This window comes from Streptomyces sp. NPDC017448 (assembly GCF_044330565.1).
Classification (GTDB): domain Bacteria; phylum Actinomycetota; class Actinomycetes; order Streptomycetales; family Streptomycetaceae; genus Streptomyces.
The window spans coordinates 70,199-95,180 of record NZ_JBIRLM010000006.1 but is presented as its reverse complement, the minus strand read 5'-3'; the positions used below and the strand labels follow the sequence as shown (position 1 = coordinate 95,180).

Sequence of the window (24,982 nt, the reverse complement as noted above, 5' to 3'; positions counted from 1 at the left end):
GGGCCCCGGCCCGACCGCCTTCCGCCCCGCGGCCCCACTCCGGGCCCCTGACCGGCACCTGCTCCGGGCCCCTGACCGGTACCTGCTCGGGGCCCCCGACCGGTTCCCCCGCAGGCCCCCGGCCGGCTCAGCCCGGTCGGGGGGCTGCGGTGACCTGCTGCGGCGACCTGCCTGCGGTGGGGTGCGTGCTCAGACGAACGCGTACGCCACCGCCGTCGCCGCCCCCAGCCCCGCGCCCGCCACGGTCTGGGCGACGGTGTGGTAGCCGAGGGCGACCCGCGACCAGCAGACCGCCGCCGTCAGCGGGTACGCGGCGAGCCACCAGGGGGAGTGCACGGCGGCGAGGAGGGCGACGGACGCCGAGGCCACCGACGCGTCGACCGAGATCTTCCACACGGTGTTGACGGCCAGCAGCCCGATGGTCATCACCCACAGCGCGAGCATCGCGGCGAGGATGCCGGTGGGCGCGTTCCCGAGCACCATCACCACCGATCCGGTACCGATCGAGCCCAGGATCACGAAGAAGATCGGCGCCCGCTTCGTCCGGTCCACCACATGGCGGTCGCCCCAGGTGCCGCGCCCCCGCTCCCACTCGATGTACCCCGCCGGGATCAGCCCGGCGCAGAGGGCCCCGAGGAACCCCCACGGCAGGCCGGTCCAGTCGCCCGCCGCCGCGAGGCCGATGCCGAGCATGCCCGCCAGCAGGACGTTGCGCGGCTGGAGGACGTCGGTGACGGTGCGCGCCACGGACGGGGCGGCGATCTCCGGGACGGAGTCGCCGGTGGTGGCGTCCGGGACGGAGACCGGGGTTCCGTCCGCCGTGGTGTCCGCCGTGTCGGCCGTGGTGGCGTCCGTGGGCCCGGTCATGCGCTCGTCTCCGTCGTGCGGGTGGTCTCGGCCGTGGAAGCCGTGGAAGCCGTGGAAGTCGGGGAAGTCGGGGAAGTCGGGGGAGCCGTGGCGGACGCGAGGACGGCGCGGGCGCGCTCCTCGTCGACCGTCCGGTACGCGGCGGCGACCCGTACCAGCCGGGCCACCTCGCCGTCCTGGTCCGCCGCGTGGTGGGCGGCGACCGGTGCGGCTCCTCCGGCGGGCGCGCCCGACTCCTTCGCGAGCAGGGCGGCCCGGATCCAGTAGGCGTCGGTGAGGGAGGCGGCCCGGCGCGGGTCGTCCGTCTCCCGGGCGGCGGCGCGCGCGGCGGCGTCGAGCAGCCCGTCGGGAACGTAGTGGCGCAGCTTCTCGGCCGCGTCCGCGACGTCGGCGGCCCAGCGGTCCACCTTCAGGTCGGCCGGGACGTTGAACCGGGTCAGCTCGCGGACCAGGGAGGCGGGCGGGTCGAACGGCTGGTCCGGGAAGGCGGCCATCAACTCGTACCAGAGGGCGTGCAGTTTGACCTGGGCCCGCCACAACCGGGCCCGGCGCGTCCCGGCCGCGAACGCGGGGACGGACGCGCCGAGGGCGAAGAAGGCGAACAGCACCAACTGGGCGGCTTCGGTGAGGTGGTCGAAGCGGACGGAGAACGCCTTGCTCGGCTCGTCCACCACGCTGATCCACAGGAAGAGGGTGCGGCTGACGGTGTAGCCGACGCCGATGAACATCGCGAACGTCATCATCCCGAGCCCGATGCGCAGATGGCGCTGCCGGGCGTCGAGGGTGGCCAGCGCCCACTGGAAGGCGCAGACGGCGGACGCGGCGCCGAGGTAGAGGTAGAAGACGCTCATGTAGAGCGTGGCGCCCCACTCCCCGGCGTGGTCGGAGACGAAACGGTCCGAGGGCCGGGAGCGGTCGACGACGGTGAAGAAGAGGACGGTCAGCAGGATCAGGGTGGCGACGGACGCCTTGGCCGCCAGCTTCTGGACGAACCGCGCGAACCGTACGTGGCGGGGGACCGCGCCCTCTTCCGGGTAGTCGCCGTAGATGGCCACGATGTAGCTGAGGATGGCCAGAATTGCCACCGTGGCGGTGTAGTGCTTGATGAGGACGGCGAGGTCGGTGACGGCGCTGTCGTTGAGGCCGGTGCGCACCGCCTCGGTCTTCGTCCACAGCGCGACCGCGAATCCGGCGTAGCAGCCCCACAGGGCCCGGCGTCTGCGGTCCTCCTCGTCGCCCCACAGGGCAGCGGGCATACGCCACAGGGCAACGGCCGTCATCAGGCCGGCTATCAGGTAGCCGGCGAGATCGAGGGGGGTCACGGCGGTGTTCGTCCTCGGGGTCGGGGTCGGGGTCGGGGCCGGGGTGGGGGTCGGGAGCGCGGGGCGGGGCCCGCGGGCGGGCCGGTGGCACGTGTCAGCCGCGGCCGGTCCACCTGATTGGGAAGAGGGCGCGCCGCCGATGGGCCACCGGGCGGGACAGGGAGTCGTCCAGCCGCCCCACCATGTCATCGGTGGTGAGGTCCCGCGCCATCCGGGGGATCAGCGAGGCACCGAATTCGGCCATACGTTCGTCGTGGGTGTCGTACTGCGCCCGCGCCTGGACGGTGCCGCCTCCGGAGGCGAAGGACTCGGCGGCGGCCGGAGAGATCATGCGGGCGATCAGCGCGGTGTCGAAGACCGGCAGGAGCGTGCGCAGCCGCTCCGCGTCCAGGGTCGTCCCGTGGTCGAACCACTCGTGGCAGAGCTCGTGCAGGACGACGTGCTGGGTCTGGTACGCGGTCGGCCTGCGGCGGTAGAGGACGAGGCTGGTGTCGCCGGCCTTCAGGCGCAGCCCGCAGGCGGCGTTGACGCGGGCGAGGCGGTCCGGCATCTCGTGCAGCCGGATCGTGCGACCGCTCACCGCCTCCATGTTCGCGACGAGTCCCTCCACCGTGAAGGGAACCGGGAGGGGCAGGTCGGCGAGCCCGGCCTCGCACTCTTTCCGCAGTTTCCGCAGGGACATGACGAAGACGCTACGCCGCCGGGCCGGCCGAGCGGTGGTTGGTAGCGGAATCTTTGCCCCCGCCTCGAGCCTGCCCGCCCCGGGCCTGCCCGCCCGGGACCTGCCCGCCCCGGGCCTGCTCGCTCGGGACCTGGCCGCCCGGGACCTGGTCGCTCCCGGCCTGCCCGCCCGGCGCTGGGGACTCCGCGTCCCGACCGCCCGGCCCGCCCTTCTCCCGGGCGGCATCCTCCAGCAGGGACAGGGCGAACTGGAGGAGTTCCGGCGGGAGGCCGTCCTCGTTCAGCCCCCGGCCGGCCAGACCGCTGATCTCGCCGGTGCGCCGCTTGGCCAGGAACTGGAGCCCGGCGACGACGTCGTCGACGACCTCGGACTCCTCCTTGAAGAAGCGCCAGTCCACGCCGAACCCCAGGCCGAGGGCCTTGAGGATCTCCTCGGAGGGCTGGGTCACCTTGCCGGCCAGGATGTTGGAGAAGTAGCTGTGCGACAGCGAGCCGCCGCGGTCGCGGACCAGCTCGGCGAAGACGCGGCCCGAGATCTTCTGGCCGGGGAAGGTCTTCTCGACCATGTACTCGACCTTTTCCCGCAGCGAATGCAGGCGGGGCAGCTCGTCCGGGACGGGCGCCCCGACGGGTTCCGGACCGCGTTCGTCGCCGTCGTCCTGGGCCATCCGGGCCTCCACGATCACCTCGGAGTCGGAACTGAGCTTGCGCAAACACTCTACGTCACTGTTAACTCGAAAAAACACGGGCAGGGGACCACGAGGGGAGTCCCTTGCCCGTGGACGACCTGTGCCCCGTGGCGTCCCGGACCGGCTCCGACCCGGCTCCGGACAGGGGTGTAGCCCTTCACGACGGGGGATGCGTGAAGGGCTACGCGTGCATTATGGCCCCGCGGCCCTCCGGACGACAACTGACCAGTCGGTCAGTGATGGAGGGAAAGGCCGTGGTGGCGGGCGGCGCGCGCCCCGCCCCGGCGGGCCGAATCTGATCCGGTCGCGATAGACATGTCTCCGGCGTGCGATTAGGCTTTCTTGCGCAGTCACGTGTAACAGCGGTACGCAGCCGAGGCGCACCCCGAAGGCGTACAGCGCCCGGCTCCTCCGGTTCCGCGCGTGACGGAAGAGGTGCAGATGCCCCCGGAGACCCCCTCGCACGCCATTGATCGGCTCGACGACGACGACTACCCCGCCTACACGATGGGGCGGGCCGCGGAGATGATCGGTGCGACCCCGGGGTTCCTCCGGGCGATCGGGGAGGCCCGACTGATCACGCCGCTGCGGTCCGAGGGCGGCCACCGCCGTTACTCCCGCTACCAGTTGCGCATCGCCGCCCGCGCCCGCGAACTGGTCGACGCCGGTACGCCCATCGAGGCGGCCTGCCGGATCGTCATCCTGGAGGACCAGCTGGAGGAGGCGCTGCGCCTCAACGAGGAGCTGCGCGGCCGCCCGCCCCGCTCCTCGGGGCCCGCCGGAAGCTGACGGAGGCCCCGCCGTGGGCGGGTGCGCCCTCCCGGGGCCCGAAAGATATCTGCATTCGGCAGCACAGAATTTCACGCAATGGTTGATGAGGATTTCATGTCCCGACGCGGCCGGTGATATGGACAACCTGCTTCTCCGGCGTCATCGTGCTAGTGTTGATCCCGGTTGCAGTTGTGGTTCCCAAAAACTTCAAGTGCTCTTGCCGGTCAGATATCGGTAGGCGCGCTTTTGTCTTTCCGGTGTTATCCGGACGGGGTAATCATTGCGGCGACGTGGGGTCCACACAGTGTGGGCCCGCGGGCTCTGCCCCTAAGGAGATATGACATGGCTACTGGCACCGTGAAGTGGTTCAACTCGGAAAAGGGCTTCGGCTTCATTGAGCAGGACGGCGGCGGCGCCGACGTCTTCGCTCACTACAGCAACATCGCCTCCAGCGGCTTCCGCGAGCTGCAGGAAGGCCAGAAGGTGAACTTCGACGTCACGCAGGGCCAGAAGGGCCCGCAGGCCGAGAACATCACCCCCGCCTGATCACTCGGGCAGCGCAACGCAGCTGGGGCCCGCACCTTGGGGTGCGGGCCCCGGCTCGTTGTCGTTTCCGGGGCCCGCACTGCGCGCCCCTCGACGGAGCCGCGTCCGGTGTGTTGATTCCCGGCGGCCGGGCTTCGTTCTCTTTTGTCATTTCATCGGCTCGTTCTTGCGATTCCGGGTGCCGTTCACGGCCGCTTACCCCGAGGAATCCCTCGATACGTGCCCTATCGAGGAAAGGTTCCGCATGAACCGCGAACGCACTCCCCGCTCGAACGACCGCTTCTCCCGTACCCGCTCCGGCGGCGCGCCCCGGCACTCCGGCTCCGGTGGCGGCGAGCGCCGCGCCGCCGGTTTCGGCGGCGGTCCCAAGCGCTCCGGCGGCTCCGGCCGGTCCGGTGGGTACGGCCGCCGCTCCGCGTCCGGCGCCAAGGGCGAGTTCGCCCTGCCCGTGACCGTCACCCCGGCCCTCCCCGCCGTCGAGGCCTTCGACGACATGGAGATGCCGGCGCCCCTCAAGGCGGCGCTGACCACCGCAGGGGTGACCGTGCCCTTCCCGATCCAGGCGGCCACCCTGCCGAACTCGCTGGCCGGCCGGGACGTCCTGGGCCGGGGCCGCACCGGCTCGGGCAAGACCCTCGCCTTCGGCCTGGCGCTGCTGGCCCGTACCGCCGGCCGCCGTGCCGACGCCAAGCGCCCCCTCGCCCTGGTCCTCGTCCCCACCCGGGAGCTGGCCCAGCAGGTCACCGACGCGCTCACCCCGTACGCCCGGTCGCTGAAGCTGCGCCTCGCGACCGTCGTCGGCGGGATGTCCATCGGCCGGCAGGCCAGTGCGCTGCGCGGAGGCGCCGAGGTCGTCGTCGCCACGCCGGGCCGCCTCAAGGACCTGATCGAGCGCGGCGACTGCCGGTTGGACCGGGTCACCGTCACCGTCCTCGACGAGGCCGACCAGATGGCCGACATGGGCTTCATGCCGCAGGTCACCGAGCTGCTCGACCAGGTCAACCCGGACGGGCAGCGGATGCTGTTCTCGGCCACCCTGGACCGCAATGTCGACCTGCTGGTGCGTACCTACCTGAAGGACCCGGTCGTGCACTCCGTCGATCCGGCCGCCGGTGCGGTCACGACGATGGAGCACCACGTCCTGTACGTCCAGGGCTCCGACAAGTACGCCGCCACGACGGAGATCGCGGCCCGCGACGGCCGCGTGATCATGTTCCTGGACACCAAGCACGCGGTCGACAAGCTCACCGACCACCTGCTGCAGAGCGGGGTCCGGGCCGCGGCGCTGCACGGCGGCAAGTCCCAGCCGCAGCGCACCCGCACCCTGGAGCGGTTCAAGACCGGCCACGTCACGGCGCTGATCGCCACGAACGTCGCCGCGCGCGGCATCCACGTCGACAACCTCGACCTGGTCGTCAACGTGGACCCGCCGACCGACCACAAGGACTACCTGCACCGCGGCGGCCGTACCGCCCGCGCGGGTGAGTCCGGCAGCGTCGTCACCCTGGTGCTGCCCAACCAGCGCCGCGACATGACGCGGCTGATGGCGGACGCCGGGATCACCCCGCAGATCGCCCAGGTCCGCTCCGGAGAGGCCGAGCTGAGCCGGATCACCGGTGCGCAGGCGCCCTCCGGCGTTCCGGTCGCCGCCATCGCCCTGCCCAAGGAGCGCGGCAGCCGGAGCGGCGGCGCGTTCATGGGGCGCGGTACCCGGCGCGGCGGCACGGCCCCGGCCCGGCGCGGCCGTCCGGGAGTGCCGACGCCCGAGGCCCGCGAGGCCGCCGCACAGCGACGGGCCAACCGCGCCGCCTGAGCCAGGGCGTACCGGCGTCCACCCGGACGCCGGTACGCACGCATGCCCGGCCAAGGGGATGCCCGCACATCCGGATACCCGTACGCCCGCCGGCGCCCCGGCGGGCGTACGGGTATCCGCGCGTCCGCCGCCTGTCCCCACGGATGCACGCTCGCCCGTACGCCCGTACGTCGGGCACCGTTGCGCCCGGCGAGCCCTCGGCCGCCGTCAAGCGGGCGGGCGAAATGATCACCCGCCGGGATCGGGGGTCTCCGGACCGCCGATCCCGGCGCGGGCCCGGGTCCTGCCGTCCCCCGGCGTGCCGGGCGCCGGTGAGGGCCGGACCCGTCCGCCGCCGGGGTGCGAGGATCGCGATCATGAATCGCAAGCTGACCGTACTCGGTCTCGTGGCGATGGCGTTCGTGCTGCCCGCCACCGCCGCCCACGCCGACGAGACCCACACCGACGCCCACAACGGGCCGCACGTGGCCCTGATCTCGACAGGGCAGATCGACGATCCGCTCGAAGACGTCCTGGAGCACGTCGCGGTCCTCGGCCGGACCGTCGTCGTGGACCACTGACCTTCCCGGCCCCTCCGACCGCCCGGCGCCCGGCGTCCGACCGCTCGGCGCCCGGCGCTCAGGAGGCCGCGGCGGTCGGGGGCTTCTGCCGGGCCCATGCCAGACGCGGTTCCAGCAACGGGCGCAGCAGGCGGCGGACCGGGGGCGTGCACAGCAGGGTCATGCCGGCGATCGCGCCCACCGTGACCGCGACCGTGCCCGCAGTGGTGTCGTAGAACGGGTCGTCGTAGAAGCCGCCGTACTTCAGCCCCCGGACGACGAAGCCGTGGAGGAGGTACCCGTACAGCGTGCAGGTGCCGAGCGCGGTCATCCAGCTGCGGCCCTTGGGCACCCAGGACAGGAAGCACGCGCCCAGCACGACCGCGGCCAGGAACAGCAGGAGCGTGGAGGCCGGGCCCGTCCACTCGGCCATGTCCAGCCGGTCGGTGCTGTTCTTGCGGAAGAACCACGAGGTGGGGGTCCGGGGCACCAGCCAGTACGCCACCAGCAGCCCGGCCGCGAACACCGGCACGGAAGCGATCCGCACCCAGGTGGTCCGGAGGGCCGCGAAGTGCTCCGGGCGCAGCCGCAGGCCGAGCACGTAGAACGGCAGGAACTGCAGCACGCGCTGGACCTGGAGGCTCCCGTCGGCACTCGACGACACCGTCGCCAGGGCGGCGATGGCGAGCGATACCAGAACGGGGAAGCGCACCGCCTGCCACAGCGGCGTGGACAGCCGCCAGAAGAACAGGGCGGGCAGGAACCACAGCAGCCAGTAGGGCTCCAGCAGCGACAGGGAGTAGTCCGGCTTGTCCGTGAGCCGTTCGAAGAGCGTGTAGAGCGCCTCGAACAGGAGGTAGGGCACCAGAAGGCTGGTGACCAGCTTCCACACCCGGTTCGGCGTCAGCTCGAAGTTCCGTGAGAAGTAGCCGGCGATGAGGATGAACACCGGCATGTGGAACGTGTAGATGAAGGTGTACGCCGCCTCCACGAGGCGGCCGGTCGGCAGCGGTTCCCAGGCGTGTCCTATCGCCACCAGCACGATCGCCAGGTACTTCGCGTTGTCGAAGAAGTGGTCCCGGTCGCCGCTCGGAGGCTTTCCGGCCGGCGGGCCGCCGGCCGACGGGTGTCCGGTCGGCGGCTGGTCGACCGGAGGGCTGTCGGTCTCCGCGGGGCCGGCGACGGCGGTGTGGCGCGGCTGCCCGGAGGTGAGGGGGGAAGGCATCCTGACACCTTAGAACGCGGACGCGTTCCCTCCTCCGGCTGTGTCATGCATCACTTGAGTCTGTCCTTCCGGGCGGTGGCTGCCGATGGTGCGGGGGGCGGAGGGCTGTGCGGGTCCGGGGGAGCCTGCGCAGGCCTGGGCGGGTTTGGGAGGGTTCGCCCCAGGTGTGGTCGGGGGGCCGCCGGAGAGGGAATCCGGTGGGTCGCCCCCGTCCGGATCCACCGGGCTCCCTCATGGTCAGTGCGTCCGCGCTCGACCAGGCTTGGACCATGACGACCTGGACCCGCAAGGCATTGCTCCTCACCGTCTCCGCAGCCGCCGCGGCCGGCACCCTGGCCGCCGTCGGTGCGCCCGTCGCGCACAGCCGCCCGGCGGGGACCGCAGGGGCCCCGCTCGACTGGGGCCCCTGCGCTCCCCTTCCGGGCGTGACCCTCCCCGCAGGGCAGCAGTGCGCCACGCTCCGCGTCCCCCTGGACCACCGCGCCCCCGGCGGGCGCTCCGTCGACGTGGCGGTCAGCCGACTGCGCACCGACCGGCCCGAGGCCCGGCGCGGCGCCCTGCTGGTCCTCGCCGGAGGCCCCGGGGGCTCCGGGATCCTGCGCCTCGCGCAGAAGGGCGAGGCGCTGCGGGCCGCGACCGAGGGTGCGTACGACCTCGTCGGCCTCGATCCGCGCGGGGTCGGCGGCTCCACCCGGGCCGGCTGCGGCATCCCCGAGGCGGACCGGCACCTGGTGACGTTGCGGGCCTACCCCGCGGCGGACGGCTCGATCACGCGGAACACCGAACGCGCGCGCCGCACCGCCGAGGCGTGCGCCCGCGACGGCGGCCCGATGGTGCGCTCCTTCAGCACGCGCAACCAAGCCCGCGACATCGACCGGCTGCGCGCCGCGCTGGGGGAGCGGAAACTGTCCGTCTGGGCGCACTCGTACGGCGGTTACGCCGGCGCGGTGTACGCACAGGAGTACCCGCGCCGCGTCGACCGGCTGGTCCTGGACAGCGTGGGCGACCCCGACCCGGCGCGGGTGGGCTACGGCTGGCTGGCGAACACGGCCCCGGCGATCGCCCTCCGCTTCCCCGACTTCGCGGCCTGGGCTGCGGACCCCGCACGGGACGCCGAGGGGCTCCGGCTGGCCCGGCGCGCCGAGGACGTGGAGCCGCTGTTCCTCGAACTGGCCCGAGCGCTGGACCGTGTCCCGAAGGAGTCGGAGGTTCCCGGCGTCCCGCTCACCGGGGACCGGCTGCGGCAGGCCCTCCAGGGCGCCCTGCAGAGCGACCGGGCGTTCCCGTCGCTGGCCCGGCTGATCCGGTCCGCGCAGGAACCGGCGGGCCGCCCGGCGCTGCCGCCGGAGCAGGCGGGCGCGCTGCCGGACGAGGACGCGACGCTGACGATGGCGGTCGTCTGCAACGACGTGCGCTGGCCGGGCCCGGACTCCGGGTACGCCCGCCGGGTCGCCGCCGACCGGGCGCGGTATCCGCTGACGGCCGGGATGCCCGTGAACATAGCCCCGTGCGCCTTCTGGAGGTACGACGAGGAGCCCGAGGCCACCCGGATCACCGACGACGGCCCCTCGGACGTGCTGATGATCCAGAGCCTGCGCGACCCGGCCACTCCGTACGCAGGGGCCCTGAAGATGCGGGAGGCGCTCGGCGAGCGGGCCCGGATGGTCACCGTCGAGCGGGGAGGGCACGGGATGTATCTGGGCAACGGCAACGACTGCGGAGACCGGGCCGTCAGCGATTTCCTCGTCACCGGCAAGCGCCCGGCCCGGGACGCCCACTGCCCGAACTGACTCGGCCCATCAAGGCACCGGGCGAGCACCCCGCCGGGGGCGGGCGATGATCCGGATCTCATCGTAGGAAGACCCGATGAAGCGCGCATTCCGGGACCACCGCCACCGCCGGTGGGGTGTCACCCGAACGGCCCGCTCCTCTGCGCGGCCGGAGGCCAGGCCGCAGGGTGGATTCCATGTGGTCCCGCCGACTCGTCCTGGGCGTCCTGGCCCTGCCCCTGGCTCTCCTGGTCCTCGGGGACGGCCCGGCGTTCCGCACGCCCGGCTCGGAGCTGGCCTCCGGGCCCCGGCCGCCGCGGGGGCTCCCGCAACCGGCGCTCGTCAGCCGCCGGGAGTGGCACGCGGACGAGAAGCTGGTCCGGGAGGAGCCGCACTACACGGGCGCGGCGCGGGCGGTGTTCGTGCACCACACCGGTAACCCCAACGACTACGACTGCGCGGACGCCCCCGACCTGATCCGGGCCGTGCAGCGCGACCACATCCGGGAGGACGGCTGGGACGACATCGGCTACAACTTCCTCGTCGACCGCTGCGGCACCCTCTACGAGGGCCGGGCGGGCGGGGCCGGCCGCCCGGTGCTCGGCGCGCACACGAAGGGGTTCAACGCGGACACGGTCGGCATCGCGGCGATCGGGAACTTCGGGCCGGGGGCCGAGGTGCCGAAGCCGATGATGGACGCGCTGGTGAAGCTCGTCGCGTGGAAGCTCCGGCCCGGTGCGGACCCGTTGGGCACGGTCGACCTGGTCTCGACGAACGACGAGAGCCGCTTCGACGAGGGCCAGGTGGCCCGGTTGCACGTCGTCTCCGGTCACCGCGACAGCTTCGAGACCCGCTGTCCGGGCGACGCGCTCTACACCCGGCTGCCCGAACTGCGCGAGCGCGTCGCGAAACTGCGCGCCGCCACCCCGGGCCACTCGGCGGCGGCCCGGCTGCGCCCGACGTTCTGACCCTCGGGGAGCCCCGGCCCTCGTCCGGCCCCGGCGGCGAGGCCCCGGGCTACCGGGAGACGAACTGGGCGAGCAGCCCCTGGACCTCGTAGATGTCGACGCCCTTGGTGAACGTCTTCGTGAGCGGCATCGTGTTGCCCGAGACCCAGATGTTCAGTTCGGCGTCGAGGTCGAACGTCCCGGCGGTCTCCACGGAGAACTGCGTGATGCTGCGGTAGGGCACGGAGCGGTACTCCACCTTCTTGCCGGTGATGCCCTGCTTGTCGACGAGGATCAGCCGCCGGTCCGTGTACAGGATGCTGTCGCGGACCAGCAGGTACGCGGCGTGGATCTGCTCGCCCTGCCCCAGCAGCCGCGCGTAGTCCTGCTGGGCGGTGGCCGGGTCGATCGTGTGGGCGTTGCCGAACAGCGACATGGGGGTCCCGTCTTTCGTGTCTCGCGCGTCTCGCGTGTCTCGTACAGGAGTACGTGCGGGGAGGGGGGTGCGGTTCCCGGCGCACAGGACCGGGGCGGCACGGTCACAGCGGGACGACCCGCGCCTCGGTCGCCTTCACGCTGGTCCAGACGGCGCTCCCGTCGGCGAGGCCCAGCTCGGCGGCGGACTCCGGGGTGATCTCCGCGACCAGGTCCGGGGCCTCGGGCGAGGTGATCAGCAGCCGCAGCCGGCTGCCGCCGGAGGTGATCTCGCGGACGGTGCCGGGCCAGACGTTGCGCGGGGAGCCGGTGGGCCGCTCCCGGTGTACGGAGACGGCTTCCGGGCCGATGACCGCGAGGGCGGGCGCACCCGCGGGCAGGGGCTCGGCCACCACGAGCCGCCCGCCGCCCTCCGGGGCCAGGCCCTCGGCGGTGGTGGTGCCGGGCCAGGCGTTGCGGCCCAGCATCCGGGCCACCCACGGGGAGCGCGGGTGGCGGGCGACCTCGGCGGGCGGCTCGTCCTGGAGGATCCGGCCGTCCTCCAGGACCAGGACCCGGTCGGCCAGCGAAACCGCCTCGACCGGGTCGTGGGTGACGATCAGGCAGACCCCGCCGAACTCCGCGAGGTGCCCGCGCAGGGTGTGCCGTACGCGGACCCGGGTCGTCTGGTCGAGGGCGGCGAGCGGTTCGTCCAGCAGCAGGAGGCGCGGGCGGGCCGCCAGCGCGCGGGCCAGGGCGACCCGTTGGGCCTGGCCGCCGGAGAGCCGGTCGGGCCTGCGGTGGGCGAGGTGGCCGACCCCGAGCCGGTCCAGCCAGTCCTGGGCCTCGCGCCGAGCCTCGGCGCGGGGGACGCCGTGGGCGCGGAGGCCGTACGCGGTGTTGGCGAGGGCGCTCAGGTGCGGGAAGAGGGCCCCGTCCTGGGGCACCCAGGCCACGCCGCGGCGGTGCGGGGGGAGCGCGGTGACGTCGCGGTCGCCCAGGACCAGGGTGGCGTGCGCGCGGGGCGTGAGGCCGAGGAGGGCCCGCAGGAGCGTCGTCTTGCCGGCCCCGTTGGGGCCGACCACCGCGATGGTGGTGCCGGGCCCGGCGTCCAGGGTGAGGCGGGTGAAGCCGGTGACGTCGGCGTGCAGCGGCCAGGGCTCGGACGGGGTCCTCCCCGGTGCGCGGGCCTCTTCCCCCCCGGGGCCGCCGGGCGGGTCGGGGATCGGGCCCGGGGCGGCGGGCGCCGGTTCCTCCGGTCGGGCCGCCGCCTCCCGGTCCGCGGGGCCCCGGTGGCCGCCGGGGCCGCCGGTCCAGCGGCCCCGCAGCGCGATCAGCACGATCATCGCGATGGCCAGGAGCAGCAGCGAGACGGAGGTGGCGGCCTCCGGGGAGTCCTGGAGCAGCAGGTAGACCTGGAGCGGCAGGGTCTGCGTGGTGCCGGGGAGGTTCCCGGCGAAGGTGATGGTCGCGCCGAACTCGCCGAGCGCCCGCGCCCAGGTCAGAGCGGCCCCGGCGATCAGGCCGGGGGCGACCATCGGCAGCGTCACGGTGAGGAGGACCCGGACCGGGGAGGCCCCCAGGGAGGCGGCGGTCTCCTCGTAGCGGGGGCGCAGTCCGCCGAGCGCGCCCTCCAGCGAGATGACCAGGAACGGCATCGCGACGAACGTGGCGGCGACCACCGCCCCCGAGGTGTGGAAGGGCAGCGTGACGCCGAAGGTCTCCTCCAGCCAGGGGCCGAGCAGTCCGCGCCGCCCGAACGCCAGCAGCAGGGCGACGCCGCCGACCGTGGGCGGCAGCACCATCGGCAGCAGCACCAGCGTGCGGACGAACGCCTTGCCGGGGAACGGCACCCGGGCCAGCAGCCAGGCCAGCGGCACCCCGAGCAGCAGCGCCGGGGTCAGCGTCCACAGGGAGACAACCAGCGAGAGCCGCAGCGCCTCGGTGGTGGCCCCGGCGGTGAGGTGGCCGCCCAGTTCGCTCCAGGAGGTGCGGACCAGGATGCCGACGAGCGGCAGCATCAGGAACGCCACGGCCAGCAGGGCGGGCACCGTCAGCAGCAGGGGGGCACGGGCCCCGGGCGTACGGCGGACGGCCGGTCGTTTCATGGGTGACCTCGTCGGGGCGTCGGGGCGTCGGGTCGGCACGGGTGGCCCGGCCGACGCCTGCGGGGGCGGCCCCTGCCTGCGGGGGTCCCGCCGGGAGGGACGGGTGGACGGGGGCTACGGCTGCTGGAAGCCCGCGCCCCGGAGGATCTTCTGCGCGGCGGGCGTGGAGAGCCAGGCGACGAACGCGGCGGCGGCCTCGCCGTTCCCGGACGTCTTCAGGGTGGCGGCGGGGTAGGCGGCGACGGCGTTCTCCGCGTCCGGGATCCCGATCGCTTCGACCTTGTCGGCGGCGGAGGCGGCGTCGGTCGTGTAGACCAGCCCGGCGTCCGCCTCGCCGAGCGACACCTTGGACAGGACCGCGCGGACGTTGGGCTCGTGGGAGACCGGCTTCACGTCGATTTTCTGCGCGTCGAGGATCTGCCGGCTGTAGCGGCCGACCGGCACCTCGGGGGCGGCCAGGACGACCTTCAGCTTCGGGTCGGCGAGGTCCCTCAGGCCCTCGATCCTCTCCGGGTTGCCCACGCCGGTGGCGATGACGAGACGGTTCCTGGCGATGACGGTCGGCTCGCCGGTGTCGCCCGCGAGGCCGTCCATCGTTCTGGTGTCGGCGGTGACCACGGCGTCGGCGGGCGCACCCTGCTCGACCTGGGCGGCCAGCTCCTGGGAGCCCGCGAAGGAGAACGTCACCTTCGTGCCGGGGTTCTCCTGCTCGTACGCGGCGCCCGCCTGCCGGAAGACGTCCGTCAGGGAGGACGCGGCCAGCACGGTCAGGTGGGCCTTCGGGGCGCCGGAGGCGGCTCCGGGGCCGCTGCCCGCGTCCTCGGCGGCGGAGTCGTCACCGCCGCAGGCGGCGAGCGGGAGCAGAAGGGCGCCGGCCAGGGCGGCGGCCGCGCGGCGGCGCGTGAGCGGCGGGTGCATGAGGGGCGGGGCTCCTTGGACGCGTGTACGGCCGGCGGGGAGCCGGCCCGGCGGGGGCTGCGGAGGGGGTGGTGCGGGGCTGCGCGGGTGGCGTCCCGGGGCACGGGTCCTCGTGGTCGGACGGACCGCGGTACGGCGGTGGCAGCCGGCGGGGTGGAGACGGCGGTCGCGGGGTGGCCGGACCGGCGCTCCGGTGCTCAGGCGCGGTCGATGTGCACGTTGGTCGACTTCACCCGGGCGGTCGCCCGCATGCCGACCTCCAGCCCCAGCTCCTCCACCGCCTCCCGGGTCAGGAGCGAGACGAGCCGGTGCGGACCGGCCTGGATCTCCACCTGGGCCGCGACGTCGCCGAGCTTCACCGCGGTGACGATGCCCGGGAACGCGTTGCGGGCCGAGGTGTACACCTCCGCGTCCTCGCCGCCCGCGCCCTGGCCGACCTCGATCGAGAAGGCGGCCAGCGCACGGCCGTCGATGAGGCGGCGACCGGACTCGTCGCGGTGGGTCGCGACCCGGCCGGCGTCCGCCCAGCGGCGGGCGGTGTCCGGGCTGACCCCGAGAAGGCGTGCTGCCTGGCCGATCGTGTAGGACTGCATGTGCGACACGCTAGGTCACCCGCACACGCATGTACCACCTGTCTGGAGGAATACCTACCGCAGGTGCGCACCGTGTCGGAGGAACGTACGGCAGGCGCGAACGCGTCGCGCCGACCCTCCGGCAGCGGGCCCCGGCCCCGGTCCCGGTCCGGGATGCCGGCCCCGGTCCCGGTCCGGGCCCCGGCGCCGGCCCGGGATGCCGGCCCGGGATGCCGGTCCGGTTCGTCCCGCACAGCCGGATGTTCGCGAGCCAGTACGTACTAGTGCAAATATATTACGCGCTAGTATGAAAAAGGGATAGGGTCGGCCCATGAGCGCGCTCCCGCCCCGGCCCGTGACCCTGTCCGGGCAGTACGTCGAACTCGTTCCGCTGGCCGTCGACCACCTCGACGACCTCTTCACGGCGGGCGGCGGCGACGAGGAGGTGTGGCGCTGGCTGGTCGGTCCCCCGCCGCGCACCCGCCAGGAGCTGCGCGGGTGGATGGACGAGCTGCTCGGAGCTCCCGCGTACGTGCCGTTCGCCGTGGTCCACCGCGCGAGCGGGCGGGCCGTGGGCTGGACGGCCTTTCTGGACGTGGAGGTGGCGGACGAGCGGCTGGAGATCGGCTGGACCTGGTACGGCCGGGATCACTGGCGCTCCCCGGTGAACACCGAGACGAAGCTCCTGCTGCTGACGTACGCCTTCGAAGAGCTGGGCATGGGACGCGTCCAGCTGAAGACCGACCATCTCAACGAGCGGTCGCAGGCGGCCATCGCCCGGCTCGGGGCGCGGCGCGAGGGGGTCCTCCGGCGGCACCGGCGGCGGCCGGACGGGACGTGGCGGGACAGCGTCTACTTCTCGCTGGTGGCCCACGAGTGGCCCGACGCGAAGGCGCGGCTCACCGCCCGCCTGGCGGCGGGCTGAAAGTGGCCCCGGCGGCCGGGGCGGGGCGGGTCGCTCGCCCGCCGGACTGCCTTCGGGCTACCTCCGGGTCATCCCGCGCTCCCGGGCGGGCCGCTCCTCGACGGCGTGGTCCGCGCAGTCGGGGTTGTCGCAGGGGCCCGCGCGCCATACGGGGACGAAGATCCCGAGGGATTTGTGGCGGTGGATCTCGGAGGGGACGGGCTGTTTGCAGGTCGGGCACATGAAAGCGGCCCGCTGTCGGATGTCACGCTCTTTGCTGGCCATTTACTCACGATAATTCGGATACGGGCTTTTGGAAACCTTGGGTTCCGCTTTGCCCGGCCCTTACTTCCCGCCGGAGGAGCCGGCGTCGGCGCCGTCCTTGTTCTCCGGCGGGCGGCGCAGGCTCAGGGTCACCGACACGGCCAGGATGACGACGATCACCGCCAGGCTCACCGGGGACGGGATCTCCGGGATCGAGGTGCTGATCATCTTGTGGGCGGCCTGGAGGAGCAGCTTGACCGCGATGAAGGCGAGGATGACCGCCAGCCCGTGGCTCAGGTAGTGGAACCGGTCCAGCAACCCCGCCAGCAGGAAGTACAGGGCCCGCAGCCCCAGGATGGCGAAGGCGTTGCTGGTGTAGACGATGAACAGCTCGTCGCTGACGGCGAGCACCGCCGGCACGCTGTCGACGGCGAAGATGAGGTCGGCCGCCTCGATCGCGGCGACCACCGCCAGCAGCGGGGTGGCGACCCTCCGCCCCTCCTCGTGGACCACGAAGTGCGTACCGGAGTAGTGGTCCTGGACCGGCATCATCTTCCGCAGCAACCGCACCGCGAAGCTCTTGCCGGGGTCGAAACTCTCCTCCTGACCGCTGAGGATCTTGTAGCTGCTGTAGAAAAGGACCGCGGCGAAGAGGAACAGCACGAAGGTGAAGCGGTTCACCACCGCGACGCCGAGGGCCAGGAACACCGCCCGGAACACCAGGGCTCCGATGACGCCGAAGAAAAGCACCCGGTGCTGATATTCCCGGGGCACCTTGAAATAGGCGAAGATCAGTGCGAAGACGAAGAGGTTGTCGACCGACAGGCTTTTCTCCAACAGCCAGGCGGTCGTGTACTCGGTCCCGGCGGTCGTCCCGAGGGTCAGGAAGACGACCCCGCCGAAGACCAGCGCCAGCCCCACCCACAACGCGCTCCACAGCCCGGCTTCCTTGAAGCCGATGACATGCGCTTTGCGGTGAGCCAGCAGGTCGACCGTCAGGGAGACGACGACGGTCACGGCGAACACGATCCAGAGCCACACCGGTACGTCCACGCGGCAGACCTCCCACTCGGCTTCTCACGAGTGTGACCCGGCCGCCCCGCCGCCGCGCGCCGGAATCCACCGGGTGGCGGCCCCCCCGTCCGGCTCCGGGTCGGACGGCGCCCGGCCCGGTCCGCGGGGCGGTCCGGGTCGGCGCCCGGCCCGCTCCGGTGTGCTCCCCGATTCGGGCGTCCCGCGGTGCCGTGGCGCGTCAGCCCGGCGGTGCGGTGGAGGCGCGGGTCTCCAGCGACCAGGCGTGGCGGCGGACGGTGTCGGGGGCCGCCCGCTCCGCGAGGATGTCGCAGAGCAGCTCGGCGCAGGCGCGGCCGTATGCGCCGGGGCGCAGGTCGACGGCGGTGACGGGCGTCTCCGCGCCTCGGGTGGCGGCGCCGTCGACGCAGGACGCGACGAGCAGGCCGGGGGCGGTACGGCCGGGGGCCGGTCCGGAGGCGGACCCCCCGCGGCCGGCCGCGGCATCGGGCCCCCCGGGGCCGGTCGGGGCGTCGGGCCCCGCGGCCGGGCTGCCGACCGGGCGCGGGGCGGGGCCGTCGGGCCAGCCGATCTCGCGGCCCAGGGCGGCCGCCGCGCGCAGGACGCCCGGGGCCGAGCCGTCCGGGGCGGTGATCACCGCGTCCACGGCGGGATGGGCGGTGAGCAGGTCCCGGGTGGCCGCCTCGGCCTCCCCGGGGGTGGCCGCGAACGGCACCGTGCGCAGGACCACCTCCACCCCGCGGGCCCGGCTCCAGGACCGGGCCGTCGCGCGCAGGGCGGTGGCCCAGGCGGAGGAGCCCGCGGGGGCCAGCAGCGCGGGGCGGCGGGCGCCGCGCTCGGTGACGTGGTCCAGGAGGGCGGTCAGGGAGGCGGCGTTGTCGCAGACCACCGCGGCGCTGGGGCCGGTGGCCGGGCCGAGATAGCGCTCGCCGGTCACCACGGGGACGCCCGCGTCGAGGAGTCCCGGCACCGCGTCGTCGCCGGCCTCGGGGTCGATCACCAGCAGCCCGTCGACGCGTGAGGCGATCCGCCCGCCCGCCGCCCCGGAGGGGGCGAGCAGCACCACGTCGAGCCCGTCCTCCTGGGCCCGTTCCACCGCGCCGAAGGCGAGGTTCATGTAGTAGTCCAGCCGGGTCGCCGTCGCCGGGAGGTGCAGCCCGACCGCTCCGGTGCTGGCGCGGCGCAGGCGGCGGGCGGCGCTGTTGGGGCGGTAGCCCAGCTCCTCCGCGACCGCGCGGACCCGGTCCCGGGTGGCTCCCGCGACCCGCCCCGCGCCCTGGAGGGCGTCGGAAGCCGTGCTCTTGGAGACCCCGGCGGCGCGGGCGACGTCGAGCAGGGTCACGGTCCGGGAGGTCACGGGGGTGAAGTCTAGGGCGTGCGGCCGGAGAGCGGCGGCAGGGTTGCCGGAACGTTCCGGCAAGGCTAGATTCGGCCCCTGCCGGAACGTTCCGGCACAGTCGCCCTTCCCTTGCCCCGTCCGCCCCCGTCCCCGTCCCCGGAACAGGTCATGCGTCTGATCACCGCGTACAACCCGCCCGCCTCCCCGACCCGGACCCGCCCCGCCGACCGCGTACCGCTGCGCGTCGCCGCGGTCCAGCAGCGCTGGCACCGCGATCCCGCCGAGCACCGCGCCGCCCTGCGGGAGGGCATCCGCCTCGCCGCCGCCGAGGGGGCGCGGGTGGTCTGCCTCCAGGAGCTGACGCTCTCGCCGTACTTCGCGGTCGTCCGCCGGGCCGACCACCCCGCGCCCGCCGCGCCGGAGGAGCTGCTGACCGGCCCCACCTTCACGTTCGCGGCCGAGGCCGCCCGCGCGCACGGCGTGTACGTGCACGCCTCGCTCTACGAGAAGGCCCCCGCGCCCGGCGGTGAGGACGACGGCCTCGGTTACAACACCGCGATCCTGGTCGCCCCGGACGGCACCCTCGCCCAGCGCACCCGCAAGACGCACATCCCCGTCACCGAGGGGTACTACGAGGATGACTGGTTCCGCCCCGGACCGGCGGGCGACGACGCGTTTCCGCTGGTCACGGTGGGCGAGGCCCGTTTCGGACTGCCGACCTGCTGGGACCAGTGGTTCCCGGAGCTGGCCCGCGCCTACTCCCTCGCGGGGGCCGACGTCCTGGTCTACCCGACCGCCATCGGCTCCGAACCCGGCTTCCCGGGCTTCGACTCCCAGCCGCTCTGGCAGAAGGTGATCACCGGCAACGCCATCGCCAACGCGACCTTCATGATCGTGCCGAACCGCATCGGCGCCGAGAACGGCCTCACCTTCTACGGCAGCTCCTTCATCGTGGACCCCTACGGCCGGGTCCTGGCCCAGGCGCCGCGCGACGAGCCCGCCGTCCTGGTCGCCGACCTCGACCTGGACGCCCGCCGCGACTGGCTGGAGCTGTTCCCGTTCCTGACGACCCGCCGGCCCGACGCGTACGCCCCGCTCACGGCGACGGACTGACCGGGAGGGGCCGCCCCGGCCGTCCACGCGCGAACGCCCCGGCGGTGCCGTTCCGGAACCGTACGGTCGCCGGGTCCGTACGGTCGCCGTAACCGTACGGCCGCCGGGTCCGTACGGTCGCCGGGCGCGGGCGCGTACGGGAGGGAGGCCCGGTCCGGTCCGCCGCGGCTCCGTACGGCTTCCGATCGCGGGGGCGGGCGCGGGCCCGCCCCCGCGATCGACGCCCGATACGCAGCCGATACAGACCCGCGCGGCCCTCGAAGCACCGCCCTGACCCGCCGGAAGCACGGCTCGCGGACGCTGGGGGCGTACCCCGCCCCGGTGTACGCGACATCGGACGTTGGGAGACGCGTGCCGTGCTGACCACCCGGAAGGGTCCGGAAACCCGTGAAGAGGCCGAAGCCGACGCCGAGGACGGGGCCGCCGGGCCGCCGCGCGCGCTCCCGGAGGGGCGGCGGCAGGGGGCGCGCCGCGCCGATCGCCTGCTCGCCGCTCTGGCCGTGTGCTGCGCCGCTCCGATGGCCCTGCACGGCTGGATCCCGAACACGGGCGTCAACGCGGGCAGCCTCGTCCAGACGCTGCTGCCCTGGTCGGGCCTCGTCGTGCCGCTCCTGCTGGGGATCGCCGTCGTCCGCCGGTCCCGGGCCGCCGCCGTGGCGGTGCTCGCGCCCGCCGTCGTCTGGGTCGCGCTCTTCGGCGGCGCGCTCACCGACAAGCGCTCGGGCGGCGGCGACCTGACGGTGGTCAGCCACAACGTGAACGAGGAGAACACCGACCCGGTCGGCACCGCACGGGTGCTCGCCGACGCGGACGCGGACGTGCTGGCGCTGGAGGAGCTGTCCGACGCCTCGGCCACCGTCTACTCCCGCGAACTCGCCGCCGCCTACCCCCACCACGCGGTGATCGGCGGGGTCGGGATCTGGAGCCGGCATCCGCTGGCGGACGTACGGGCGGTGCCGATCATGCCGTGGACCCGCGCGCTGCGGGCCACCGCCCGGACTCCGGCCGGGCCCGTCGCCGTGTACGCGGTCCATCTGGCGTCGGTACGGGTCTCGGCGGCCGGGTTCACGACGGACCGCCGCAACGAAGCGGCCCGCGAACTGGCCGCCGCCCTCCGGGAGGAGACCGCGCCCCGGGTCGTGGTGCTGGGCGACTTCAACGGCACGTATCAGGACGACGCGCTCGCCCCGGTGACCGCGGGGCTGCGCTCCGCGCAACGGGAGGCGGGCGACGGCCTCGGCCTCACGTGGCCCGCGGCGTTCCCGGTGGTCCGCATCGACGACGTCCTGGTGCGGGGGATGACCCCGCGCGCCGCCTGGACCCTGCCCGCCACCGGCAGCGACCACCTCCCGGTCGCGGCCACGCTGAGCCGGTGACCGGCCACCGGCTCGGCGTGGCCCGGGGGCCGGGGCCCGCGCCCGTCCCCGACTACGATGCGAGCGACCGACAGATGACCTCGAACGCCCAGGTAGGCAGCGTGTCCGAAGCCCGGGGGCCGGCCCCCGTCAGCGTGCTCGTGGTCGAGGACGACGCCACCATCCGCCGCGCCGTCCAACTCGCCCTGGAACGGTACGGCTACCGCGTCGACGTCGCCGCCGACGGGCTCGACGGCCTGGAGGCGTTCCGCGCGGGCGCGCACGACCTGCTCATCCTCGACGTGATGCTGCCCGCCCTGGACGGCATCGGCCTCTGCACCCGTATCCGCGAGGAGAGTTCCGTACCGGTCCTGATGATGTCCGCGCGCGGCGACGCCCTCGACGTGGTGGCGGGGTTGGAGGCGGGGGCCGACGACTACGTGGTCAAGCCGGTCGACACCTCCGTCCTGGTCGCCCGGATCCGCGCCCTGCTGCGCCGTGCCACCTTCCGCCCCGGCCCGGAGGGGCCCGCGGCGCGGAGGACCGGCTCTGCGGCGCGCGACGACCGGAGGACGGACGCGGCGGCCCCCGACCACGTTCTGGCCTTCGGCGACCTGACCGTCGACACCCTCGGCATGGAGGTCCGCCGAGCCGGGGAGACCGTGGCGCTGACCCCCACCGAGCTGCGCCTGCTGCTGGAGTTCGCCGCCGCGCCCGGAACGGTGCTCGACCGCCGCCGACTGCTGCGCGAGGTGTGGGACTACGGCTGGGAGGGCGACACCCGGGTCGTGGACCTCTGCGTGCTCCGCCTGCGCAAGAAGATCGGCAGCGGCCGGATCGAGACCGTACGCGGCTTCGGCTACAAGCTCGTCCGCGGCTGAACGGCGGACCGGCCCCGTGGACTTCCTCAACCCCCGTGCCCTGCGCTGGAAGATCGCCGCGCTCGCCGCAGCCGCGTGCTGCGCGGTCGCCGCCGTGGTCGGCTTCCTGGTGCACGACGCGACCCGGGAGCGCGGTCTGCGCGTCGGCACCGAGCGGACGCTGACCCGGCTGACCGCCGCCGAGCGGGAGTTCGGGCGGACGGGGAAGGCCCCGACGGACATCGACGTACGGACGAGGGCCGAGCTGCCCGGCCCCCTGGCCCGCCGCCTCCCGGACCGGCCCCCCGGGGAGACGGACGGGCCGCCCGCGGGGGAGACGTACGCCACCTGGTACGACGTCGATCCGCCCAACTGGTACTGGATGTGGGGCGCCGCGGCCGTCGGCGGCGACCGCTACCTCGTCGTCCGGGAGGACATGAGTACCGAGGTCCGCAGCCTCCAGCTCCTGGACCGCAGCATCGTGACCTCCGTCCTCGCCGCCCTCCTGGTGGTCGTCCCCCTCGCCGCCCTCGCCACGGAACCGATCAACCGGCGGCTGCGCCACGGGGCCCGTACCGCCCGCCGCATCGCCGACGGCGACCTGGACGCCAGGATCGGCCCCGCCGGGCGGGCCCGCGACGAGATCACCGAGATGTCGGCGGCGGTCGACGACATGGCCACCGCCCTCCAGCGCAAGCTGGAGAACGAGCGCCGCTTCACCGCCGACGTCGCCCACGAGCTGCGCACCCCGCTCATGGGCCTGGTCACCGCCGCCGGGCTGCTGCCCGAGGACGACGAGGCGGCGGCTCTCGTACGGGACCGGCTGCGGGCCCTGAACGCGCTGGTCGAGGACCTGTTGGAGATCTCCCGCCTCGACGCGGGCGTCGAGCGGGCCCGGCTGGACCCGGTGCCGCTGGGCGACCTGGTCGCGGACGTGGTGCGGCGTACCGGCACGGACACCCGCGTGGCCGTCGATCCCGCCGGGGCGAGCGGGGCAACCGGGGGGGACGGGGCGGTTGGCGTCGGCGAGGCCGGCGAGCCCGTCGAGCTCGGCGAGGTGGCCGGGACGGGTGGGACGGGCGGGACAGCCGAGTCCGTTGGGTCCGGCGGGGCAGCCGAGTCCGTTGGGTCCGGCGGGGCAGCCGAGTCCGTTGGGTCCGGCGGGGCAGCCGAGTCCGTGGGGTCCGGCGAGGCGACCGGGCTCGTGGAGACCGATCCGCGCCGGGTGGAGCGGATCGTGGTCAACCTCGTCGCCAACGCCCACCGGCACGGCGCGGCCCCCGTCGAGGTGACCGTGGCCGGGGCGCGGATCGCGGTACGCGACCACGGGCCCGGGTTCCCGTCCGAGTTGCTGGAGCACGGGCCGCAGCGCTTCCGCACCGGCGCGAGCGAACGGGGCCGGGGGCACGGCCTCGGCCTGACCGTGGCCCAGGGCCAGGCCGAGGTGCTCGGAGCCCGGCTGTCCTTCGCGAACGCCCCGGGCGGCGGGGCGCTCGCCACGCTCGACCTGGCCCCGCCGCCGGTCTGACGGTCCCGGGGCCCGGGGCCCACCGGCCTGATACGGAACCGAAACGCACTCACGCGGGGGCGGAAACGGCGCCGTACGGGTCCGGAAGAACGACTCCTCGAAGGTGGCGGTCACGGCACACCCCATCCCCACCTGGAGGACCCATGCCCGGCCCTGCACCCGACCCCGCACCCGTCTCCCCCTCCGGCCCCCTGCCCGACCCGGCCCCCGCCCCTCCTCCCGCCCGTGCGCCGGGGAGGGGCGGCGGTTTCCGCCGCTCGGTGCTGGTCCCGCTGGCCGCCGCGGCGATGCTCGTGGCGGGGACGGGAGGGTGGTACGCCGTGGAAAGAAGCGGCGGGCCCCCGGCCGAGTCGACCGGGGGCCCGGGGGAGGCCGTGACGCCGCTCGCCCGGTCGCTGCACCTGCCCTGGCCGCGCGAGGGCCAGGCGAGCGTGGCGGTCGAGGGGATCGGCAGCCTCGGCACCCGGGGTGAGCAGAAGCCGGTCCCGATCGCCAGCGTCACCAAGGTCATGACGGCTTACGTGATCCTCAAGGACCATCCGATGCGGGCCGGGGCTCCCGGCGCGACCGTGGTCGCCGACCAGCGGGCGGCCGACGAGTCGTACTCCTCCGTCGAGACGACCGCCCCCCTGCTCGCCGGGAAGGAGTACACCCAACGGCTGCTGCTGGAACTGATGATGGTGCCGTCCGGTAACAACATCGCGCGTCTGCTGGCCCGTTGGGACGCGGGGACCGAGGAGGCGTTCGTCGCGAAGATGAACCGGGCCGCCGCCGGACTCGGCATGCGCGCCACCACGTACACCGGGGTGAGCGGCATGGAGACGAGTACGAGGAGTACGTCCGAGGATCAACTGCGCCTGGCCCGGGCCGCGATGAAGGACCCGTCCTTCCGGCAGATCGTGGCGACCGCCTCCGTCACGTCTCCGGGCACCGGGGCCACCTTCCGCAACACGAACAAGCTGCTCGGGCGCGACGGCGTCATCGGCCTGAAGACCGGGTCCTCCACCCCGGCGGGCGGCAACCTCGTGTGGGCCACCACCCAGGAGGTCGCCGGAACCACCCGGCTGATCGTCGGAGTGGTGCTGCACCAGCGCGCCGGTACCACCCCGGCCGAAGGCAGTGCCGCCGCGCACGAGGCCGGCCACGCCCTGATCACCACGATCCGCGAGGAACTCCCCCGTGCGGCCGGCAGGACGTGAACGGACGGAAGTCGGCGGCCGGAGCCCTCGGCACGACCGGCGCCGTCACCACGGCTGATGCCCTCGGCACGACTGGCGCCGTCACCACGGCTGACGCCCTCGGCACGACCGGTTCCTTCGGTGCCGCCGGTCCCGTCCGGCGGTCAGCGCGGCACCGGCAGAGGGCCGGGCGAAGCCGGGAGACCCCCCCGGCGGTCCGGCTCTCGT

The 24,982-nt window shown here is 74.1% G+C and carries 23 protein-coding genes and 1 pseudogene; 12 read left to right on the top strand and 12 right to left on the bottom strand.

Annotated features, from left to right (window positions below; genetic code table 11):
* Positions 1-189: 189 nt before the first annotated feature.
* The 4 genes and pseudogenes from ACH4K1_RS12715 to ACH4K1_RS12700 form a co-directional block, all read right to left on the bottom strand.
* Positions 190-867 (bottom strand): hypothetical protein, encoded by a 678-nt coding sequence (locus tag ACH4K1_RS12715; protein WP_398088988.1) that lies wholly within the window; start codon positions 865-867, stop codon positions 190-192.
* A complete protein-coding gene (locus tag ACH4K1_RS12710) occupies positions 864-2,189 on the bottom strand; it encodes an MAB_1171c family putative transporter (protein WP_398088986.1) in 1,326 nt (441 codons plus the stop codon). Before ACH4K1_RS12710 ends, ACH4K1_RS12715 begins: the two co-directional genes overlap by 4 nt.
* Positions 2,190-2,283: 94 nt before the next feature.
* Positions 2,284-2,871 carry a toxin gene (locus ACH4K1_RS12705; protein WP_398088984.1) on the bottom strand — a complete coding sequence of 196 codons (588 nt, stop codon included), beginning with the start codon at positions 2,869-2,871 and terminating at the stop codon, positions 2,284-2,286.
* Positions 2,872-3,064: 193 nt separating this feature from the next.
* Positions 3,065-3,583: pseudogene (locus ACH4K1_RS12700) on the bottom strand (hypothetical protein); the annotation flags it as partial.
* A gap of 417 nt (positions 3,584-4,000) precedes the next feature.
* On the opposite strand from ACH4K1_RS12700, the gene ACH4K1_RS12695 reads away from it, so the two are divergent.
* The 4 genes from ACH4K1_RS12695 (at position 4,001) to ACH4K1_RS12680 (ending at position 7,249) form a co-directional block, all read left to right on the top strand.
* Entirely contained in the window at positions 4,001-4,348 is a 348-nt protein-coding gene (locus tag ACH4K1_RS12695) for a MerR family transcriptional regulator (protein WP_398089270.1), read from the top strand.
* Between the two features lie 324 nt (positions 4,349-4,672).
* Entirely contained in the window at positions 4,673-4,876 is a 204-nt protein-coding gene (locus ACH4K1_RS12690; protein WP_018522223.1) for a cold-shock protein, read from the top strand.
* A 244-nt stretch (positions 4,877-5,120) separates the two neighbouring features.
* The gene (locus ACH4K1_RS12685) at positions 5,121-6,689 is read left to right on the top strand and encodes a DEAD/DEAH box helicase (protein ID WP_398088981.1); all 1,569 of its coding nucleotides are present in this window, start codon (positions 5,121-5,123) and stop codon (positions 6,687-6,689) included.
* Between the two features lie 356 nt (positions 6,690-7,045).
* On the top strand, positions 7,046-7,249 hold the full coding sequence (locus ACH4K1_RS12680; RefSeq protein WP_398088979.1) for a hypothetical protein: 204 nt from the start codon (positions 7,046-7,048) through the stop codon (positions 7,247-7,249).
* 58 nt (positions 7,250-7,307) lie between these two features.
* Here the strand turns inward: ACH4K1_RS12680 and ACH4K1_RS12675 are convergent, their stop codons facing one another.
* Complete coding sequence (locus ACH4K1_RS12675; protein ID WP_398088977.1) at positions 7,308-8,453, bottom strand: acyltransferase family protein; 1,146 nt, start codon at positions 8,451-8,453, stop codon at positions 7,308-7,310.
* A 269-nt stretch (positions 8,454-8,722) separates the two neighbouring features.
* Here ACH4K1_RS12675 and ACH4K1_RS12670 point away from each other — a divergent pair, with 269 nt between their 5' ends.
* Positions 8,723-10,243: an alpha/beta hydrolase gene (locus tag ACH4K1_RS12670; protein ID WP_398088976.1), complete on the top strand. Its 1,521-nt coding sequence runs from the start codon at positions 8,723-8,725 to the stop codon at positions 10,241-10,243.
* 176 nt (positions 10,244-10,419) lie between these two features.
* The gene (locus ACH4K1_RS12665; RefSeq protein WP_398088975.1) at positions 10,420-11,190 is read left to right on the top strand and encodes a peptidoglycan recognition protein; all 771 of its coding nucleotides are present in this window, start codon (positions 10,420-10,422) and stop codon (positions 11,188-11,190) included.
* Between the two features lie 49 nt (positions 11,191-11,239).
* Here the strand turns inward: ACH4K1_RS12665 and ACH4K1_RS12660 are convergent, their stop codons facing one another.
* From ACH4K1_RS12660 to ACH4K1_RS12645, 4 genes are all read right to left on the bottom strand, one after another.
* Positions 11,240-11,605 carry a PH domain-containing protein gene (locus tag ACH4K1_RS12660; protein ID WP_398088974.1) on the bottom strand — a complete coding sequence of 122 codons (366 nt, stop codon included), beginning with the start codon at positions 11,603-11,605 and terminating at the stop codon, positions 11,240-11,242.
* A 103-nt stretch (positions 11,606-11,708) separates the two neighbouring features.
* The gene (locus tag ACH4K1_RS12655; protein WP_398088972.1) at positions 11,709-13,691 is read right to left on the bottom strand and encodes an ABC transporter permease; all 1,983 of its coding nucleotides are present in this window, start codon (positions 13,689-13,691) and stop codon (positions 11,709-11,711) included.
* Between the two features lie 114 nt (positions 13,692-13,805).
* Positions 13,806-14,609 (bottom strand): molybdate ABC transporter substrate-binding protein, encoded by an 804-nt coding sequence (gene modA / locus ACH4K1_RS12650; protein WP_398088970.1) that lies wholly within the window; start codon positions 14,607-14,609, stop codon positions 13,806-13,808.
* 197 nt (positions 14,610-14,806) lie between these two features.
* Positions 14,807-15,202, bottom strand: coding sequence for a molybdopterin-binding protein (locus ACH4K1_RS12645; RefSeq protein ID WP_398088969.1), 396 nt, complete (start codon positions 15,200-15,202; stop codon positions 14,807-14,809).
* 310 nt (positions 15,203-15,512) lie between these two features.
* On the opposite strand from ACH4K1_RS12645, the gene ACH4K1_RS12640 reads away from it, so the two are divergent.
* A complete protein-coding gene (locus tag ACH4K1_RS12640) occupies positions 15,513-16,106 on the top strand; it encodes a GNAT family N-acetyltransferase (protein ID WP_398088967.1) in 594 nt (197 codons plus the stop codon).
* 57 nt (positions 16,107-16,163) lie between these two features.
* On the opposite strand, the gene ACH4K1_RS12635 is transcribed toward ACH4K1_RS12640, so the two are convergent.
* The 3 genes from ACH4K1_RS12635 to ACH4K1_RS12625 form a co-directional block, all read right to left on the bottom strand.
* Positions 16,164-16,370, bottom strand: a complete 207-nt coding sequence (locus tag ACH4K1_RS12635) for a hypothetical protein (RefSeq protein WP_398088965.1) — start codon at positions 16,368-16,370, stop codon at positions 16,164-16,166.
* Positions 16,371-16,430: 60 nt separating this feature from the next.
* Positions 16,431-17,402, bottom strand: a complete 972-nt coding sequence (locus ACH4K1_RS12630) for a TerC family protein (RefSeq protein WP_398088964.1) — start codon at positions 17,400-17,402, stop codon at positions 16,431-16,433.
* 199 nt (positions 17,403-17,601) lie between these two features.
* Positions 17,602-18,738 carry a LacI family DNA-binding transcriptional regulator gene (locus ACH4K1_RS12625; protein ID WP_398088962.1) on the bottom strand — a complete coding sequence of 379 codons (1,137 nt, stop codon included), beginning with the start codon at positions 18,736-18,738 and terminating at the stop codon, positions 17,602-17,604.
* A 150-nt stretch (positions 18,739-18,888) separates the two neighbouring features.
* Between ACH4K1_RS12625 and ACH4K1_RS12620 the strand changes: the two genes are divergently transcribed.
* The 5 genes from ACH4K1_RS12620 (at position 18,889) to ACH4K1_RS12600 (ending at position 24,775) form a co-directional block, all read left to right on the top strand.
* Entirely contained in the window at positions 18,889-19,833 is a 945-nt protein-coding gene (locus tag ACH4K1_RS12620; protein WP_398088961.1) for a carbon-nitrogen hydrolase, read from the top strand.
* 482 nt (positions 19,834-20,315) lie between these two features.
* Positions 20,316-21,209: an endonuclease/exonuclease/phosphatase family protein gene (locus tag ACH4K1_RS12615; RefSeq protein ID WP_398089268.1), complete on the top strand. Its 894-nt coding sequence runs from the start codon at positions 20,316-20,318 to the stop codon at positions 21,207-21,209.
* Positions 21,210-21,283: 74 nt separating this feature from the next.
* Positions 21,284-22,069, top strand: coding sequence for a two-component system response regulator CseB (gene cseB / locus ACH4K1_RS12610; RefSeq protein WP_398089266.1), 786 nt, complete (start codon positions 21,284-21,286; stop codon positions 22,067-22,069).
* 16 nt (positions 22,070-22,085) lie between these two features.
* On the top strand, positions 22,086-23,576 hold the full coding sequence (locus ACH4K1_RS12605; protein WP_398088959.1) for a sensor histidine kinase: 1,491 nt from the start codon (positions 22,086-22,088) through the stop codon (positions 23,574-23,576).
* A gap of 143 nt (positions 23,577-23,719) precedes the next feature.
* The gene (locus ACH4K1_RS12600) at positions 23,720-24,775 is read left to right on the top strand and encodes a D-alanyl-D-alanine carboxypeptidase family protein (protein ID WP_398088957.1); all 1,056 of its coding nucleotides are present in this window, start codon (positions 23,720-23,722) and stop codon (positions 24,773-24,775) included.
* The last annotated feature ends 207 nt before the right edge of the window (positions 24,776-24,982 follow it).

Bases quoted from the DNA above. Each gene is read 5' to 3' on its own strand.
- ACH4K1_RS12715 (WP_398088988.1), bottom strand. From the start codon at position 867: ATGACCGGGCCCACGGACGCCACCACGGCCGACACGGCGGACACCACG.
- ACH4K1_RS12705 (WP_398088984.1), bottom strand. From the start codon at position 2,871: ATGTCCCTGCGGAAACTGCGGAAAGAGTGCGAGGCCGGGCTCGCCGAC.
- ACH4K1_RS12695 (WP_398089270.1), top strand. From the start codon at position 4,001: ATGCCCCCGGAGACCCCCTCGCACGCCATTGATCGGCTCGACGACGAC.
- ACH4K1_RS12690 (WP_018522223.1), top strand. From the start codon at position 4,673: ATGGCTACTGGCACCGTGAAGTGGTTCAACTCGGAAAAGGGCTTCGGC.
- ACH4K1_RS12685 (WP_398088981.1), top strand. From the start codon at position 5,121: ATGAACCGCGAACGCACTCCCCGCTCGAACGACCGCTTCTCCCGTACC.
- ACH4K1_RS12680 (WP_398088979.1), top strand. From the start codon at position 7,046: ATGAATCGCAAGCTGACCGTACTCGGTCTCGTGGCGATGGCGTTCGTG.
- ACH4K1_RS12675 (WP_398088977.1), bottom strand. From the start codon at position 8,453: ATGCCTTCCCCCCTCACCTCCGGGCAGCCGCGCCACACCGCCGTCGCC.
- ACH4K1_RS12670 (WP_398088976.1), top strand. From the start codon at position 8,723: ATGACGACCTGGACCCGCAAGGCATTGCTCCTCACCGTCTCCGCAGCC.
- ACH4K1_RS12665 (WP_398088975.1), top strand. From the start codon at position 10,420: ATGTGGTCCCGCCGACTCGTCCTGGGCGTCCTGGCCCTGCCCCTGGCT.
- ACH4K1_RS12660 (WP_398088974.1), bottom strand. From the start codon at position 11,605: ATGTCGCTGTTCGGCAACGCCCACACGATCGACCCGGCCACCGCCCAG.
- ACH4K1_RS12655 (WP_398088972.1), bottom strand. From the start codon at position 13,691: ATGAAACGACCGGCCGTCCGCCGTACGCCCGGGGCCCGTGCCCCCCTG.
- modA (WP_398088970.1), bottom strand. From the start codon at position 14,609: ATGCACCCGCCGCTCACGCGCCGCCGCGCGGCCGCCGCCCTGGCCGGC.
- ACH4K1_RS12645 (WP_398088969.1), bottom strand. From the start codon at position 15,202: ATGCAGTCCTACACGATCGGCCAGGCAGCACGCCTTCTCGGGGTCAGC.
- ACH4K1_RS12640 (WP_398088967.1), top strand. From the start codon at position 15,513: ATGAGCGCGCTCCCGCCCCGGCCCGTGACCCTGTCCGGGCAGTACGTC.
- ACH4K1_RS12635 (WP_398088965.1), bottom strand. From the start codon at position 16,370: ATGGCCAGCAAAGAGCGTGACATCCGACAGCGGGCCGCTTTCATGTGC.
- ACH4K1_RS12620 (WP_398088961.1), top strand. From the start codon at position 18,889: ATGCGTCTGATCACCGCGTACAACCCGCCCGCCTCCCCGACCCGGACC.
- cseB (WP_398089266.1), top strand. From the start codon at position 21,284: ATGACCTCGAACGCCCAGGTAGGCAGCGTGTCCGAAGCCCGGGGGCCG.
- ACH4K1_RS12600 (WP_398088957.1), top strand. From the start codon at position 23,720: ATGCCCGGCCCTGCACCCGACCCCGCACCCGTCTCCCCCTCCGGCCCC.